Below are 16,807 nucleotides of genomic sequence, written 5' to 3' on the forward strand. Positions count from 1 at the left end.
TTCCCCCTTTTATTATCCTAATCTTTGTCTTGCATCGGCTGCACGCTTTAGCGCTTGACCGATAAAATTTATACACAGCATCATTACTAGAATTAGTAATGAAGCAGGTAACCAAATCCACCATTTATTTTGAAGCACATCTGGATTGGATGCGTAACTGACGAGAGTACCCAAGCTTGGGGTGCTTTCCGGCAATCCAAATCCTAAATAGGTTAAACCTGACTCGATTCCAATGTTTCCAGCAAGGTTCAATGTTAAGTTAACAATGATAATAGAGCTTAAATTTGGCAATATTTCGCGAAAAATAATTTTCCGATGTGGTGTTCCCAATGTTCTGGAAGCATGAACATAATCAAGCTCTCGTTCAGCAAGGGTTTTCGAACGAATTAACCTTGCTTTTCCAGTCCAATAAAAAGCACTCATTATCAAAATAAAAGTGTAAACATTATATTTTGGTGCGATTGTTACAAATACGATAATTAACATTAATGTTGGCAAGATTATGATAAAATCAATAATCCGCATAATAATATTATCAACCTTACCGCCGAAATAGCCTGCACATAATCCTACACAAAGGCCGATAATTCCTGTTAATAATGTGATGCATAATCCAATGGTAAAGGAGTTTTTGGCTCCGATAATTAATTGTCCTAATATATCCCTGCCACCATAATCAGTTCCTAATAAATGTTCTGCTGATGGAGGAGAGTATATGGATAGTAAATCGACTGTAACAATTTTATCTTGATTTAATAAGAGCGCTGCTCCATAAACGATAATTACAATAATTCCTAGTAGAATTAGTGAAGCTAACGCAATTTTATCTTTGATGATTTCCCGCCACATGACGGATAAAACCCCAACATTTTTCGGCTTCCCTATTTTCAGCTTCGGATTAACAATCTCAGCTTTCATATTTGTCTCCCTCCATACCTGTTACTCAATTCTGATTCGTGGGTCTACAGCACTTAAGATAATATCTGACAATAATGTACCTACTAAGGTAGCAAATCCAGATATCATAACGAGAGCTGTGACGACACTGAAATCACGCTGCGAGATAGAGGAAACAAATAATTGCCCAATCCCCGGATAACCAAAAATAGATTCCAAGAAGACGGATCCGCTAATTAATCCCGTAATTTCATATCCTAGAAACGCCGCTATAGGTAGGAGGGAATTCCTTAAAATATGGTTCGTATAAACCTTTGATTCATGAACTCCTTTTGCTCTAGCGGTTTTTACAAAATCCTTGATTTTCGTATCAATGATTTCATTTCGTAAATATTGAATCGTTACGGTTGTACTAATTATGGCTCCTGAAAAAGATGGTAGAATAAGATGATTTAACTTACTCATCCAATAGGCAAATGTACCATTTTCCACTCGGATATCTACACTTCCACTTGTCGGAAACCATCCGAGGACAAAACCAAATATGAATAATACCAATAATGCAAAAATGAAAAGTGGTGTGGCAAAAGTTAAATAGTTATAACCGACAATTAGTTTATCAGCCCATGAATCTGTCCATCTTCCTCCTACAATTCCAAGAGGGATGGAGATAAGATAACTTAAAATTAGCACTCCAGCCGATAAAAGAATTGTGTTCCAGATTCTTCCTTCTAATAATTGTGTTACAGGAACTTGATGGATAATAGACATTCCCAGATCCCCTTGTACTAATCCTTTCATCCATCTTCCGTATTGGACATATGGAGGATCAAGCAATCCCAGCTTCTCCTTCAATTCATGTAAGGTTTGCGGGTCCATTTTTGGACTGCTTGCTAATTGTCCTGTTAACGCATCACCAGGCATCGCCTTTGCCAAAGCAAAAATAAGAATACTTAAAATAAATAATTGAGGGATCATAATTAAGAATCTTCGCAATATAAATTTCAACATTTTTTGATTGGTCCCCTCTCTACGGTAGTGCCACTGAGTGGGTATCGGAAATTGCTTTTAGCTTGTGTACTTTACCCTCGGCATTAAAATATTTATCATATGAATTTTTATACTCTGCATTCACTTCTCGGCGAAGTTCGACTTGTTTTTCTCTATTTTCCGGATTAATATCTGGAATTGCAGATATTAATCGTTTTGTATAAATATGCTGTGGGTTCGAGTAAATTTCTTCACTAGTTCCTTCCTCCACAAATTGTCCGTGATACATAATTCCAATCCGGTCACACATATGTTGAATAATTCCTAAATCATGACTGATAAATAAGTATGTTAAATTAAATTCTTTTTGAATATCCTGCATAAAGTTCAACACTTGCGCTTGGACGGAAACATCCAATGCAGATACAGGCTCGTCTGCGATAATTAGTTTTGGTTTTAACGTCAGCGCGCGGGCAATCCCAATCCTTTGCCGTTGCCCTCCAGAAAACTCATGAGGATATTTATAAATGGATTCAGGGTTTAACCCTACTTTTTCAATATAATACTCAACCTTTTCTTTCTCTTCCGCAGCCGATAATTTCTCAAAATTCCGCAACGGCTCCGCGACGATATCTAATACCCGTTTTCTCGGATTCAATGAAGAATAAGGATCTTGAAAAATCATTTGTATATCTTGGCGATGATTATGAAAGGCTCGACGACTAAGCTTTGTCAAATCTTGACCCTCGAAAATTATTTCACCGGAGGTAGCTTTATTTAGCCCAATAATAGTACGGCCCGTTGTTGTTTTCCCACATCCTGATTCTCCAACCAATCCGTATGTTTCTCCTTGTTTTAATTCGAAGCTGACATCGTCAACCGCTTTTACATGATCGACTACTCTTCGAAAGAATCCCCCGCGGATTGGATAATAAACTTTTAGATTATTAATTTTAAGAAATGTCATAGTTAAGATCTCCTATGTCGTTTTGCGGAAAGTCAAAGTTCTTATAACATGTGCAGCGCACAAAATGATTTGGTTCTACTTCACGCAAAACAGGATTTTCTTCATGCTCATGGTCAGGCATCCACTGAATACGTCCTTTAAATCGGCAGCCTTGTCTTGGCAATTTTTGCAGAGATGGTACAATCCCTTGAATCACATGCAATCTACCCTTTGCAGTGGTAGTAGATGGAATAGAGTTAAGCAGTGATCTTGTATAAGGATGTAAAGGGTTCTTAAACAACGTATTTACATCAGCCAATTCCACCACTTCACCAGCATACATAACTGCCACTTTGTCTGCCATTTCTGCAACAACCCCAAGGTCATGGGTGATAAGAATAATACCTGTCTTCATTTGTTTTTGAAGCTCTTTCAATAAGTCCATTATTTGGGCTTGTATCGTAACATCCAATGCTGTAGTCGGTTCATCTGCAATGACCAGTGATGGATCACACGAAATAGCAATTGCTATAACAACACGTTGACGCATCCCGCCAGATAACTCGTGAGGATATTGTTTGTATGTTCTTTCCGGATTAGGAATTCCGACTTTTTTTAAAAGTTCAAGCGCTCTTGCTTTAATTTCCGAGCTTGAAAGTTTTGTATGGTAAGTCATACTCTCTTCAATTTGTTTTCCGCAGGTCATTAATGGATTTAGGGCAGTAAGCGGATCCTGAAAGATCATGCCAATATCCTTTCCCCGAATCTTATTCATTTCCCCCGTTGACAATGAAAGAAGATTTCGACCATTAAAGTTAACATTACCTTCTAATTTCGTTCTTCCAGCTGGATGTAATCCCATGACTGACAGAGCTAGTGCACTTTTTCCGCATCCGGACTCCCCTACAATTGCAACCACTTCGTTTTCATTGACCGTTAATGTAACGTCATCCACTGCAGCAAAATATTCATCTTGTATACGAAAGGAAGTACGTAGGTTTTGTAATTGCAAAAGTGGTTGATTCTCCAATATTAATCCCCCTTAACAATAAAACCTTGATGTCAAAATTTAAAATTTTATTAAAATTTGATTAAATTCATTAACCAAATTATAGATTGATATATTTGAATAGTCAATATAGTTTTTTTATTTATATAATTTTCAAATTAAACTTTTTTACTGAGTATTTTTACCTATACACCCTATGGCCCGTTGATAAATATGGATTTTTACTAATTAATCAGTAGTACTTTCCTCTTAAATAATTTAAATTTTCTATAAAGTGCTATGCGAGACTAATATTTTTTATAACGAACACTACAATTTCAAACTAGTAGAATTTTAAAAACCCACATATCCTCTATATTTAAAATGTAAATATTGTTCTTTATAAAAGCACAAAAAAAGAAGACCCCAACTTGGGATCTTCCTTTGTCCTACGATTATTCAACATCTGGTGTTTTGCTTGATACGCCTACATTCATCCAAACGTGTTGTGCAGCTGGATCAACTGAATATCCTACTACTCGATTATTAGCTGCAGTAATGGCAGAACGGAATAGTGTAGGGATTACTGGCATTTCATCATTCATATATTTTTGCCATTCAACATAAACTTTTTGGCGATAATCATGATCAAATGCTTTTACTGAATGACCATCCGCTAATAATTGATCGTTTTTCTCGCTTACAAAGTGAGAGTAGTTAAATGGAACATCTCTTCCGTATAATCCGTACGGATCTACGTCAGTACCAGTACCCCAAGCAGCTGCGAACACATCTACTTTTGGATCATCTTCTTGAACCATTTTATAGAATGAGTTGAATTCTGCTAGACGTCCATCAACAAGAGAAACATCTAAACCAACATTTTTCCAGCATTGCATATAGAATTTTGCAAGTGGTTCAGCGGTATCTCCACCACTCATAGATAAGAAATTAATATGGAATTTCTTTCCTTTTGGATCTTCACGAAGACCATCGCCATCAACATCTTTGTAGCCAGCTTCGTCTAGTAATTTTTTCGCTTTTGCCGGATCAAATCCAACTGGATTTGTATCCTTGCTGTACCAGCTAGCAAATGAAGGTGGGATTAAACCAGTAGCTGGAAAACGTAATCCATTGTAAATTTTTTCTCCAACAGATTTTTCGTCTAAAGCATATGCCATAGCTTGGCGTAAACGCTTGTCAGCAAATTTAGGGTTATCCATTACGTTAACACCTTTTTTAGCATCCCAATGTCCTAATTTGAATCCAATGTAGCTATAAGCTAAATCAACTGTACCAACGAATTGAAAGTTTTTAGATCCTTTTGCTGCAGGATATTGATCTACAGGGAATTCTGCAATATCAACATCGCCTTTTTTAAGTGATTGCAAGATAACTTTAGGGTTAACTACTTTTAGAACCAAGCTCTGTAACTTAGGTTTTCCTGCATAGTAATCATCGTTACGAACGAACTCTACAGATTCACCTGGTACAATCTTTTTAATTTTGAACGGTCCAAAACCAATTGGATTTTTATGAATTTTATCAGATTTTGCAAGATCTTTAATAGGAACATCGCCAAGGTAATGCTTAGGCATTGCATATGGCCATAGACCAGTCAATAAAGATGGGTTAGCTTCTGTAAATGTGATAGAAAGCTTTTTCTCACCAAGAATTTTAATACCAGAAATATCTTTTGCTTTTCCAGCATGGTAATCTTTCATACCAACGATGCTTTGGATGATAGCGTCACCGTAGCGAACACCAGTGTAATCTTTGCTGCCGATTACTAAGAAAGAATATTTGTAGTCTTCAGCAGTAACAGGTTTTCCATCAGACCAGTTAACATTGTCTTTAATTGTTACAGTGATGGTTTTATTTTCATTTGACAGTTCATATGATGCAGCACCATCATTTGTATACTCATAGTCACCGTTATTTGAGAATAATGGTTCATCAAAGAATTGCATTACTTCTGCGTCTGGATTACCTTGATAAAATGCACGGTTCAGAGTACCTTCAAATGGAGTATCTGAAACTAATGCATAATTTAGGCTTCCATCAGCCACTGCACTCTTGTCATTCTTTACTACCAACGGGAATTTGCTGATGTCTTCCTTTGGCTTAGAAGAAGATCCCGATGAGCCCCCGCTGCTTGATTTACTGCCACACGCAGATAACAGCAAACCAAGGACAACGATAAGACTCATGAACTTGAATAGATGTTTCTGTTTCTTCATCCTTATTTTCCTCCCTTTTTAACCTAATCTTTGTCTTGCATCGGCTGCACGCTTTAACGCTTGACCGATGAAATTTATACACAGCATCATAACTAGAATTAGTATTGATGCGGGTAACCAAATCCACCATTTATTTTGTAGAACATCCGGATTGGACGCGTAGCTTACAAGAGTACCCAAACTTGGTGTACTTTCAGGCAAACCAAATCCTAGATAAGTTAAACCTGACTCGATTCCAATGTTTCCAGCAAGGTTTAAAGTTAAGTTAACGATAATGATAGAGCTTAAGTTTGGCAGCACTTCACGGAAAATAATTTTCCAGTTTGGTGTTCCCAATGTTTTCGAAGCTTGAACATAATCAAGCTCGCGTTCAGCAAGAGTTTTGGAACGAATTAATCTTGCTTTTCCTGTCCAATAAAAAGCACTCATTATTAATACAAATGTGTAAACATTATATTTTGGTGCGATAGTAACAAAGACGATAATTAACATTAATGTAGGCAAGATAATAATAAAATCAATAATACGCATAATAATATTATCAACTTTCCCACCGAAATAACCTGCACATAGACCGACACAAAGTCCGATGATACCAGTTAACAATGTTATACATAAACCAATAGTAAATGAGTTTTTGGCCCCAATAATTAGTTGCCCTAATATATCTCTGCCTCCATAATCTGTACCTAATAAATGTTCAGCAGATGGAGGTGAATAAATCGATAATAAATCAACGGTTACGATTTTATCTTGATCTAGTAGAAGTGCTGCACCATATACAATAATTAAGATGACAGCTAATAAAATTAATGAAAAAAGAGCAAGTTTATCCTTTACGATTTCTCTCATCATAATGGACAAAGCACTAATTTTTTTAGTCTTCTTTACTTTTACTTCTGTTGGATTAATAGCTTCCGCTTTCATGATTTTCCTCCCCTCTCACTTGTTAATCAATTCTGATACGTGGATCTACAGCACTTAAAATAATATCTGAAAGTAAGGTTCCGATTAATGTAGCTAGTCCAGATATCATAACAAGAGCTGTAACAACACTGAAATCACGTTGTGAGATAGAGGCTATAAATAACTGTCCAATTCCAGGATAGCCGTAAATGGACTCCAAAAATACAGAACCGCCGATTAAACCAGTAATTTCATATCCTAGAAATGCTGCAATCGGTAATAAGGAATTTCTTAAAATATGACGTGAATAAACTTTCGATTCATTAACCCCTTTTGCTCTTGCAGTTTTCACAAAGTCCTTAATTTTTGTATCAATAATTTCATTACGCAAGTATTGAATGGTAACACCTGTACTAATTATTGCTCCTGAGAAAGCAGGTAAAATAATATGATTTAACTTACTCATCCAATAAGCAAACGTACCATTCTCCACCCGGATATCTACACTTCCACTTGTCGGAAACCATCCGAGTACAAACCCAAACACAAATAGTACAAGTAAGCCAAAAATAAATAACGGTGTCGCATAAGTTAAGTAATTATAACCAACAATCGCTTTGTCTGCCCATGAGTCAGTCCATCTACCGCCAACAATTCCTAGTGGGATTGCTATGAGGTAACTCAGAATTAAAATTGCAGCAGATAAAAGAATGGTATTCCATATTCTCCCTGCTATTAATTCTGTTACCGGCACTTGGTGCATAACAGACATACCTAGATCCCCATGCAATAATCCTTTAATCCATCTTCCATATTGGACATACGGAGGATCAAGCAAACCTAGCTTATCCTTCAATTCATGCAAAGTTTGTGCGTCCATTTTTGGATTACTTGCCAATTGTCCTGTTAACGCATCTCCCGGCATAGCCTTCGCTAATGCAAAGATGAGAATACTTAAAATAAATAACTGAGGGATCATGATTAAAACTCTTCGTAATATAAACTTCAACATTTTTTACGGGTCCCCTCTCTTTATGGCAGTGCAACAAAGTGTGTATCAGAAATAGCTTTCAGTTTGTGTACTTTGCCCTCAGCATTAAAATATTTATCATACGAATTCTTATACTCTGCATTTACTTCCTGGCGAAGCTCTGTTTGTCTTTCTCTGTTTTCAGGATTAATATCCGGTATAGCAGAAATCAAACGTTTCGTATAAATATGTTGCGGATTTGCATAGATTTCACTACTTGTTCCTTCTTCCACAAATTGACCGCGATACATAATGCCAATACGATCACACATATGTTGAATGATTCCTAAGTCATGACTGATAAATAAGTATGTTAAATTAAATTCCTTTTGGATATCCTGCATAAAGTTCAACACCTGTGCTTGTACGGAAACGTCCAGTGCTGAAACAGGCTCATCGGCAATAATTAGTTTTGGTTTTAGAGTTAAAGCTCTTGCAATCCCAATCCGCTGTCGTTGTCCACCTGAGAACTCATGAGGATACTTATAAATGGATTCTGCGTTCAAACCAACTTTTTCAATGTAGTACGCTACTTTGTCCTTTTCATCTGCTTTTGATAATTTTTCAAAATTACGTAATGGCTCTGCAATAATATCCAAAACACGTTTTCTTGGATTTAAGGAAGAATAAGGATCCTGGAAAATCATTTGAACATCACGGCGTATATTATGAAATTCTTTTCTGCTTAATTTTGTAAGATCTTTATTTTCAAAAAGAATTTCACCGGATGTCGCTTTATTAAGCCCAATAAGAGTTCGTCCGGTTGTTGTTTTCCCGCATCCTGACTCTCCAACGAGTCCATATGTCTCTCCGGGTTTTAATTCAAAACTAATATCGTCTACCGCTTTCACATGGTCAACGACTCTTCTGAAAAAACCACCTCGAATTGGATAATAGACTTTGAGATTATTAACTTTAAGAAATGTCATTGTTCATGTCCCCTATATTTTCTGGAAAGTGAAAATTTTTATAACATGTGCAGCGAACAAAATGATTTGGTTCAACTTCTCGCAAAATTGGATTTTCTTCATGTTCATGCTCATCTACCCAATCTATACGGGCTTTAAAACGGCAGCCTTGTCTCGGAAGTTTTTGTAATGATGGAACGATACCTTTAATAACATGTAAGCGATCATTCCCTGAAGTTGTGGATGGGATAGAATTTAATAAGGAACGTGTATATGGATGAAGTGGATTTTTAAATAATGTCTTTACATCCGCCAGTTCCACAATTTCCCCAGCATACATAACAGCAACTCGATCCGCCATTTCGGCGACAACCCCAAGATCATGTGTAATAAGGATGATTCCAGTTTTCATTTGCTTCTGAAGGTCCTTTAACAAGTCCATTATTTGGGCTTGAATAGTTACATCCAGTGCGGTAGTCGGTTCATCCGCAATGACGAGAGACGGATCACATGCAATTGCAATTGCAATAACAACACGTTGACGCATTCCACCTGATAATTCGTGAGGATATTGCTTATAAGTTCGTTCGGGATTAGGAATCCCAACTTTTTTTAGGAGTTCCAATGCCTTTGCTTTAATTTCTGAGGATGATAGTTTTGTATGATAGTTCATGCTTTCTTCAATTTGCTTTCCGCAAGTCATTAATGGATTTAGGGCAGTAAGAGGATCCTGAAAGATCATCCCAATATCCTTTCCGCGCACCTTATTCATTTCTGCTGTTGACAACGAAAGCAGGTTTCGTCCATTGAAGTTAACATTTCCCTCTAGCTTTGTTCTTCCTTCCGGATGCAGTCCCATAACCGAAAGAGCAAATGCACTCTTGCCGCATCCTGACTCACCTACAATTGCAACGACTTCATTTTCATTAACCGTTAAAGTAACACCATCTACCGCAGCATGGTAATCGTCTTGTATTCGAAATGAAGTACGTAAATCTTCAACTTGTAAAAGTGGTTGATTACCCAATATGAATCCCCCTTACTAAGAAACCTATATGTCGAAATTTGTTGAATTTCGTTAAAATTTCATTAAGTTTATATTTCAAAGTATAGATTGATATATTTGAATAGTCAATACAATTATTTTTTTTATATAATTTTTAATTTTGCTTTTTAGGTCGGACTCCTTGGTGGACTTAAATTAATGGCATTTATTTTTTCGGATTCATAATTATCAGAATAATTTTTTATCATTTAATAGTAGGAATATTCGAATTAGTTATTATTCAAAGAAAATAATTTGTTATTGTATTTATGAAAATTATGTCGAAAAAATTACCAGTACTGTTAGAAGAAAACTTCTCAATAAAAAAATACCCCTTATACTAAATAAGGAGTATTTATTCAATGATAACCTATTTCGATATTGTTGCTATGTTTAGCTTCAGTGGCTATCGATGTACAAACTTCCGGTTTTCCGCCTATAATAAGGTCAACATCAGCTCGTGAACACTTGCTGTGTTTTTTTATCTTAGTCGAATCCCTACAGTTTGTACGTTGATGAATAGCCCCTTTTCGCATTTGTTCTAACCAGTTTATCCGATCGCTTACCCTTTTTTAGGCCCCGTTCTGGTTAATTTAAATTTACTATTTCAATAATATTATGGTCGTCTTCCAGCCCTTTTTGGCTTTCTGTTTTTATTAGCATAGGAAGAAGATGACTGTTTCCCTCTGCGATAAGAAGATTTTTGGGAATCTTTTTTCATTGGCAAAGGACGTTCTTCCGTAATATGAACTGGTGTATTATCAGGCTCTTTTGTCATAAGTTTTAAAGCTGCTGCAGTAACCATTACTGGATCATTTCCTTCCAGTAACTCTTTCGCAACGTTAACATATTGATCAAGACTGCCCTCTCTTAATATTTCATTAATTTTATCCATGGAAACACGTTGTTGTCCTTCAAATGCTTCGTCAATGGATGGCGGACGCATAGGCATCATGCGTTTTTTCGTTGTTTGCTCTACCGTTTTCAAATATCCCATTTCACGAGGACTAACAAAAGTAATAGCCATACCTTCTTTGCCTGCCCGGCCAGTTCGGCCAATACGATGTACGTAAGACTCCGGATCTTGAGGAATATCATAATTGTATACATGTGTAACACCGGAAATATCAAGCCCTCTAGCTGCTACATCCGTTGCTACCAACACATCTACTTTACCTTCTTTAAACTTTCTTAATACAGAAAGACGTTTTGCTTGGCTTAAATCACCATGAATACCTTCTGCAATATAACCTCGAAGATTTAGGGCATTTGCTAATTCATCCACTCGTCTTTTTGTACGACCGAATACAATAGCAAGCTCTGGTGATTGCACATCAATTAGACGTGAAAGCACATCAAATTTTTCCCGCTCATAAACCTTTACAAAATATTGTTCAATAAGCGGTACAGTCATCTCTTTTGTTTTTACTCTAATTGTTTCAGGGTTTTTCATAAATCTTTCAGCTATTCTGCGAATTGGATCTGGCATTGTAGCAGAAAAAAGCAGTGTTTGTCGATCTTCTGGTACACTTGAAAGAATAGCTTCAATATCATCGATGAATCCCATATTCAACATTTCATCTGCCTCATCAAGAATCAATGTATGAACTTGGTCCAATTTCAATGTACGGCGATTAATATGATCAAGAATTCTTCCAGGTGTTCCAACAATAATATGTGGTCCCTTCTTCAACGCTTTTATCTGTCTACCGATATCCTGACCACCATAAACAGCTAATACACGTGTTCTAGTATCATAACCAATTTTATATAGTTCTTCGGATACTTGAATTGCAAGTTCACGTGTTGGAGCAATAATAATTCCTTGAATATTAGGGTTTTTGGTATCAATTTTTTCGATGAGCGGGATTCCAAATGCTGCTGTTTTTCCGGTTCCCGTTTGTGCTTGACCGATAATATCGATACCTTTTAAGCTTAGTGGAATTGTTTTCGCTTGTATCGGTGTTGCTTCTTCAAAACCCATTCTTCTCACTGATTTTATTAGTGATGGGCTTAACTCTAATTCTGAAAACTTCGTCAATGCTTCTCATTCTCCTTCTAGACACTTAACAGGGCCATATTAACCCCCTCGGGTTACACCCGATTCTATTTTCAAAAAAAAAGACATTTCTATCTCTTTTGTTTTACGGCAAAAAGTGTAAACGATACTATATATGGTACCATTAATAAATAGAGATTTCAATGTCAATGGAACCCATAAGAAGCAGTCTTGACTTACTCCTTTTGCCAATTCATCGTTCTTCCTTAACCATTTTAAAGAGGGGGCAATTATTTTTAGTTTAACAAAATCAATCCATTCGTATACCTTTAGAGGATCTGGGTTGGAAGTGAAAGTTTATTGCCAAAATAAATTATTTATTAAGTTTAATCTCTGCTTAGCTCAAGCACCTATAGGCTAGCAGATGACTAAAGCAATTCCGCTTTTCTTACGTTAAGGCAGTAACCACTTCTTCCAATTGCATTCCTCTAGAAGCTTTCACAAGAACAAGTTCGTTCCCTTTTATATGGGATATTATAGATTGAATTAATTCTTTTTTATCTGTAAACGAAAACACCCGATCAGCGCCAAATTGTTTATGTGCTTCCTCTGCAATATAATACCCAAGTTCACCATAAGTAAAAACATATTTAATTTTGGAAGACTGAAGGAAGCGTCCAATTTCTTGGTGAAATTCCTTTTCTTCCTCTCCCAGCTCCAACATATCTCCAAGCACAACGATTTTTTCTCTTTTTTTATCAAGATCCATTATCAAATTTAAGGCCGCTTTCATAGAAGTTGGGCTTGCATTGTATGCATCATTAATAACTTTAATCCCATTCATTCCATCCAGCATTTCCATCCTCATTGCTGTTAGCTTTACAGAAGATAAACCAGCTTTTATTTCTTCTATGGTTAATCCAAGTTCCTTGCCAGTAAGGATGGCAGCTAGGGAATTCAGCACATTGTACTCTCCTAAAACCGGTATATATAATGGCTGATCTGGGGCTAAATTAACAGAATAAGTACTCCCTGTTTCTTCTTGGTTTATCGCAATAGGGTAAATGTCGTTTTCATTATTTTTACCAAATGTTTGCATGCGCAGATGCGTATGGTCTTGTACCCTTTCCTTCAATAATGGCTCGTCTCCCATATAGATAAATAATCCGTCCGGTGACAAGCCTTGAACAATCTCCATTTTTGCATCTGCTATTGCTTCCCGTGAACCCAAATCCTGCAAATGTGCTTCTCCAATATTAGTAATGATGGCAATATCCGGGCGGGCAAGCTTCGTTAAAAATTCAATTTCTCCTCTAGCACTCATGCCCATTTCAAGAACTGCTACCTCTGTATCTTCCTTTAAGGATAAAACAGTTAGCGGCAAGCCTTCGCGTCCATTATAATTTCCAATTGTTTTTTGTACTTTAAACTTTTGACTTAAAACACTGGCAACCATATCTTTTGTGGTCGTTTTCCCATTGCTTCCGGTAACGCCAACTACTTTTATATTTAATTCCTGCAGGTAAACACGAGCTAATTCTTGAAGAGCTGTTAAAACATCCTCTACTACTAAAAGAGGCAAGCCTTCAGGCGGATTAGGCATATCTTTTTGCCAAAAGGAAGCTCCTGCCCCATTTTGGATAGCTGTTTCTACAAATTGGTGTCCATCCACAAATCTTCCTTTCAACGGTACATATAAGTTTCCCTTTTGAATGGCTCTTGTATCGATGCAAGCACCGATAATTACTTTATCTTGAAAATCGGTTATATCATTTTCTATTTTTATCATATTTGCTATTTGCTTGACTGTACGCTTCATCATTATTGCGTGCCTCCAATTTGATCTTTCCACCACGATTTAAAGTAATGGGAATCACGAAAACGTGATCCCTGCTTGAAAAGCGCAAGCGCCTTGTTCATCGGCTTGCCGATAAGCGCTGTAGCTGACCTAGACTGAATAATTTTAAAAAGTATACTTTATTTTTTGCTTTTCTTCGTAACGTTCCAGAGCTAATTGGATAAGACGCTCAATTAGTTCTGGATATTCTACACCACTATGCTTCCATAGAAGTGGAAACATACTTACTGGAGTAAAGCCTGGCATCGTGTTTACTTCATTTATTAACACTTTTCCCTCGTCTGAAACAAAAAAATCAGCACGAACTAAACCGGAACAGTCGAGTGCCTTAAAAGCCATTTTCGCTATATCAGACATCTTTGCATATACCGTTTCCGAAATTTCAGCAGGGATAATCAAAGCCGTATCTCCATCTTCATATTTCGCTTTATAGTCATAAAACGCTGTTTTTGGTAAAATTTCACCTGCTACTGAGCATTCTGGATGGTCATTTCCTAGAACACCAATCTCAATTTCACGGGCGATAATACCTTCCTCTATAATAATTTTGCGGTCAAATTGGAATGCTTCCTTATAAGCCGCTTCCAATTCTTCTCTGTTTGTGCATTTACTAATTCCTACACTCGATCCAAGATTAGCGGGTTTGACGAAGCATGGGTATCCGAGTTCCTCCTCCACATATCGGTAAGCAGAATGAGGATCAGCTTCCCATGTACTTCTTAATGACCAAACATACTTCACTTGCGGAAGACCAGCCTGTGCAAAAATATTTTTCATGATCACTTTATCCATTCCAGCGGCTGATGCAAGAACACCGTTTCCTACATATGGAAGATTCAATAATTCCAGCATCCCCTGAACGGTTCCATCTTCTCCATTTGGTCCATGCAAAAGTGGAAATACAACATCATATCCAGTATTCTCATTAGGGGTTAAAGCTGACATCATGGCATTAGGAACAATTTCATCACCCTTTGTGAATTGTAATGCCTGCACACTTTCCACAGCTTGTGTTAATATGGGTCCTTTCACCCATTGTCCATCTGTCGTTATATAAATAGGATGGATTTCATATTTTTCTAAGCTTAATGCTTGAATAACAGCCTTAGCTGTTTGTAAAGAAACTTGATGTTCAGCGGATTTTCCTCCATATAATAAACAAAGCTTTGTTTTCATAAAAATCCTCCAGTTATTCTCTCGCTTTATATTTTAAAAGTCATGACATTTGCCTAGAAATATCATATGTAAAAATGTACACTTCGGTGAAATCTTCCATTACGACTCCTTCTTCGGTATTAATATTAACCTATATGAGGTCGTATTTCATCCTCTTTTCCTTGATTTCATCCTTTTGTTCTAGGCGAAATTGTTTCCAATTTCTTTTCTGGATTTTTTGGAATACTTTTGGTAAACTGTTGTTCCATTCATAGAAGGCTTTCTTGGGTTCCGTAGTATTATGTTTAACTAGCTGGTCCGAGGGAAAGCTTGTAACACGGAAGGGAAAAAGCCTGGGAGATATATCGTTTTTATGTGGAACGATATATTTCTCAGGCTTTTTTAAAGGAGGAAAAATCATGAATTTTATATTAGAGTATAAGTGGATTATCCTAGTGTCTCTTGAAGTTTTAGCTTGGGCATCCACCTTTTTTCTTTTTTATGCCAGATACGGCATGAAATCTACTTTTTGGTTTAAAGTTGCCAGCGTTTTATTTGCTGTTACTGGAGTAATTCCTCAAGTAATAATGGGGATTATTAATTTTATCCATACAAGAAAGCTAGACATCTTCACGATAATTATTGTGGTGCTGCTTATTTATGGATTTACGTTCGGAAAAAAGGAAGTTAAGAAATTGGATGCATGGGCACAGAAAAAGTTTTCTAAATAATAACCCGCTCTTACTTAAAAGCGGGTTTTCTTTATCTCAGTCGAAGACGGTTTTACTTATCCGTGCGCTAGAGCTGCACGAGTTTTCGCTGTTTCTATTTTATAAAGCATTTCCATTCCTTCAATTTTCGATCATACACAATTTTGCCATCAACTGGTCGGTTTCCAATAGCTGCATATTCTTCTTGCATTTCATCCATATAATAGTAGTCACCAATCACCCATATTGGTATTTCAATTTGAGATCGGGAATATTTTGCTCTTTCCAGGGATACGACCATCCCTTCCTTCATGTTCTCAATAAACGGATAGAGAATTTCCACAGGTACATTGGAAAATTCCTGTTTTTTTCTTCTTCCAAACATCGTTTTTTCCGTTTTATCGCTCATTTTGTTCATAATGGAGGTGCCCAGTACACGATAGAAATCTTCAAATGATCGGTAATATGTCTTGTTAAATACCCCATCCTCTTGTGCTAAATAAGCAAAATGATTATCCAGTTTCCGATAAAAAGGCAGGCGAAGGTGGTTTTTCAAATGACTCAAATATAAAAGCTCAGCGATCTCCTGGCCCTCTAATAGGTTTAATGCTTCTTCATTTTCAAAATCAATCCAACAAAAATCACCATATCTATATACATCATCATTGACAAGCTTTGGAATCGTTTCATTATCCACATAATCAAAGAAAGTATGTAAATTATAATTCCCATCCTCAAATTGATGACGAAGAAGTAACATATTTGATATTTCGGGGATGGCTGCCATAAATTCTTTAAACTCTATTCCCGCGGATATTGCATAATGATCCGGGTAATTCACATGTATATAGATAATGTCACGATTCCCTGTATGATTTTTCAATTGAGGTCCCTCCGATTAGCTCTAACCCTAATTCCAAAACGAAGACGCAATTGCTACGCCTAAAAAAAACAGCTTCCAAAAGAAACTGTATTATTCGAATCTAAGTTTCAATTTATTTTACCAAATTTATTTTAATTTTCCTTATTAATTTTTGCCTAAATTAATTTTTTATTTGTATTACATTAAAATTACAGCTTATTGACAAAGAAATTCTTATACTGATGTACTCGAGATAAATTTACTTATTATCAT

Annotated in this window: 14 protein-coding genes and 1 riboswitch; of the genes, 1 reads left to right on the plus strand and 13 read right to left on the minus strand. The window is 36.5% G+C overall.

The annotated features are described in order from the left end of the window. Window positions 1-12 precede the first annotated feature (12 nt). From AN964_RS18780 to AN964_RS18835, 12 genes are all read right to left on the minus strand, one after another. Window positions 13-918 carry an ABC transporter permease gene (locus AN964_RS18780; RefSeq protein WP_055741354.1) on the minus strand — a complete coding sequence of 302 codons (906 nt, stop codon included), beginning with the start codon at window positions 916-918 and terminating at the stop codon, window positions 13-15. A 21-nt stretch (window positions 919-939) separates the two neighbouring features. Continuing rightward, the gene (gene opp4B, locus AN964_RS18785; RefSeq protein WP_055741355.1) at window positions 940-1,908 is read right to left on the minus strand and encodes an oligopeptide ABC transporter permease; all 969 of its coding nucleotides are present in this window, start codon (window positions 1,906-1,908) and stop codon (window positions 940-942) included. Window positions 1,909-1,927: 19 nt separating this feature from the next. Then, on the minus strand, window positions 1,928-2,854 hold the full coding sequence (locus AN964_RS18790) for an ABC transporter ATP-binding protein (RefSeq protein ID WP_055741356.1): 927 nt from the start codon (window positions 2,852-2,854) through the stop codon (window positions 1,928-1,930). Then, a complete protein-coding gene (locus AN964_RS18795) occupies window positions 2,841-3,863 on the minus strand; it encodes an ABC transporter ATP-binding protein (RefSeq protein ID WP_055741357.1) in 1,023 nt (340 codons plus the stop codon). The genes AN964_RS18790 and AN964_RS18795 overlap by 14 nt, the downstream gene beginning before the upstream one ends. A 413-nt stretch (window positions 3,864-4,276) precedes the next feature. Then, complete coding sequence (gene opp4A, locus AN964_RS18800) at window positions 4,277-6,061, minus strand: oligopeptide ABC transporter substrate-binding protein (protein WP_055741358.1); 1,785 nt, start codon at window positions 6,059-6,061, stop codon at window positions 4,277-4,279. Between the two features lie 18 nt (window positions 6,062-6,079). Then, the gene (locus AN964_RS18805) at window positions 6,080-6,988 is read right to left on the minus strand and encodes an ABC transporter permease (RefSeq protein ID WP_055741359.1); all 909 of its coding nucleotides are present in this window, start codon (window positions 6,986-6,988) and stop codon (window positions 6,080-6,082) included. A 22-nt stretch (window positions 6,989-7,010) separates the two neighbouring features. Further along, complete coding sequence (opp4B, locus tag AN964_RS18810) at window positions 7,011-7,979, minus strand: oligopeptide ABC transporter permease (protein WP_055741360.1); 969 nt, start codon at window positions 7,977-7,979, stop codon at window positions 7,011-7,013. A 20-nt stretch (window positions 7,980-7,999) separates the two neighbouring features. Then, window positions 8,000-8,926: an ABC transporter ATP-binding protein gene (locus tag AN964_RS18815; RefSeq protein WP_055741361.1), complete on the minus strand. Its 927-nt coding sequence runs from the start codon at window positions 8,924-8,926 to the stop codon at window positions 8,000-8,002. Next, window positions 8,913-9,932 (minus strand): ABC transporter ATP-binding protein, encoded by a 1,020-nt coding sequence (locus AN964_RS18820; RefSeq protein WP_055741362.1) that lies wholly within the window; start codon window positions 9,930-9,932, stop codon window positions 8,913-8,915. The genes AN964_RS18815 and AN964_RS18820 overlap by 14 nt, the downstream gene beginning before the upstream one ends. Window positions 9,933-10,566: 634 nt before the next feature. Then, window positions 10,567-11,991 (minus strand): degradosome RNA helicase CshA, encoded by a 1,425-nt coding sequence (gene cshA, locus AN964_RS18825; RefSeq protein WP_055741363.1) that lies wholly within the window; start codon window positions 11,989-11,991, stop codon window positions 10,567-10,569. 406 nt (window positions 11,992-12,397) lie between these two features. Next, entirely contained in the window at window positions 12,398-13,771 is a 1,374-nt protein-coding gene (locus tag AN964_RS18830; RefSeq protein ID WP_055741364.1) for a UDP-N-acetylmuramoyl-tripeptide--D-alanyl-D-alanine ligase, read from the minus strand. A gap of 141 nt (window positions 13,772-13,912) precedes the next feature. Continuing rightward, a complete protein-coding gene (locus AN964_RS18835; RefSeq protein WP_055741365.1) occupies window positions 13,913-14,983 on the minus strand; it encodes a D-alanine--D-alanine ligase in 1,071 nt (356 codons plus the stop codon). 251 nt (window positions 14,984-15,234) lie between these two features. After that, window positions 15,235-15,324, plus strand: a riboswitch (guanidine-I (ykkC/yxkD leader). A gap of 57 nt (window positions 15,325-15,381) precedes the next feature. On the opposite strand from AN964_RS18835, the gene AN964_RS18845 reads away from it, so the two are divergent. Further along, window positions 15,382-15,693: a hypothetical protein gene (locus AN964_RS18845; protein ID WP_055741367.1), complete on the plus strand. Its 312-nt coding sequence runs from the start codon at window positions 15,382-15,384 to the stop codon at window positions 15,691-15,693. 94 nt (window positions 15,694-15,787) lie between these two features. Here the strand turns inward: AN964_RS18845 and AN964_RS18850 are convergent, their stop codons facing one another. Next, window positions 15,788-16,555 carry a hypothetical protein gene (locus AN964_RS18850; RefSeq protein ID WP_055741368.1) on the minus strand — a complete coding sequence of 256 codons (768 nt, stop codon included), beginning with the start codon at window positions 16,553-16,555 and terminating at the stop codon, window positions 15,788-15,790. Window positions 16,556-16,807 lie beyond the last annotated feature (252 nt).

It is taken from the genome of Heyndrickxia shackletonii, from assembly GCF_001420715.1.
In the GTDB taxonomy this organism is placed as follows: domain Bacteria; phylum Bacillota; class Bacilli; order Bacillales; family Bacillaceae_C; genus Margalitia; species Margalitia shackletonii.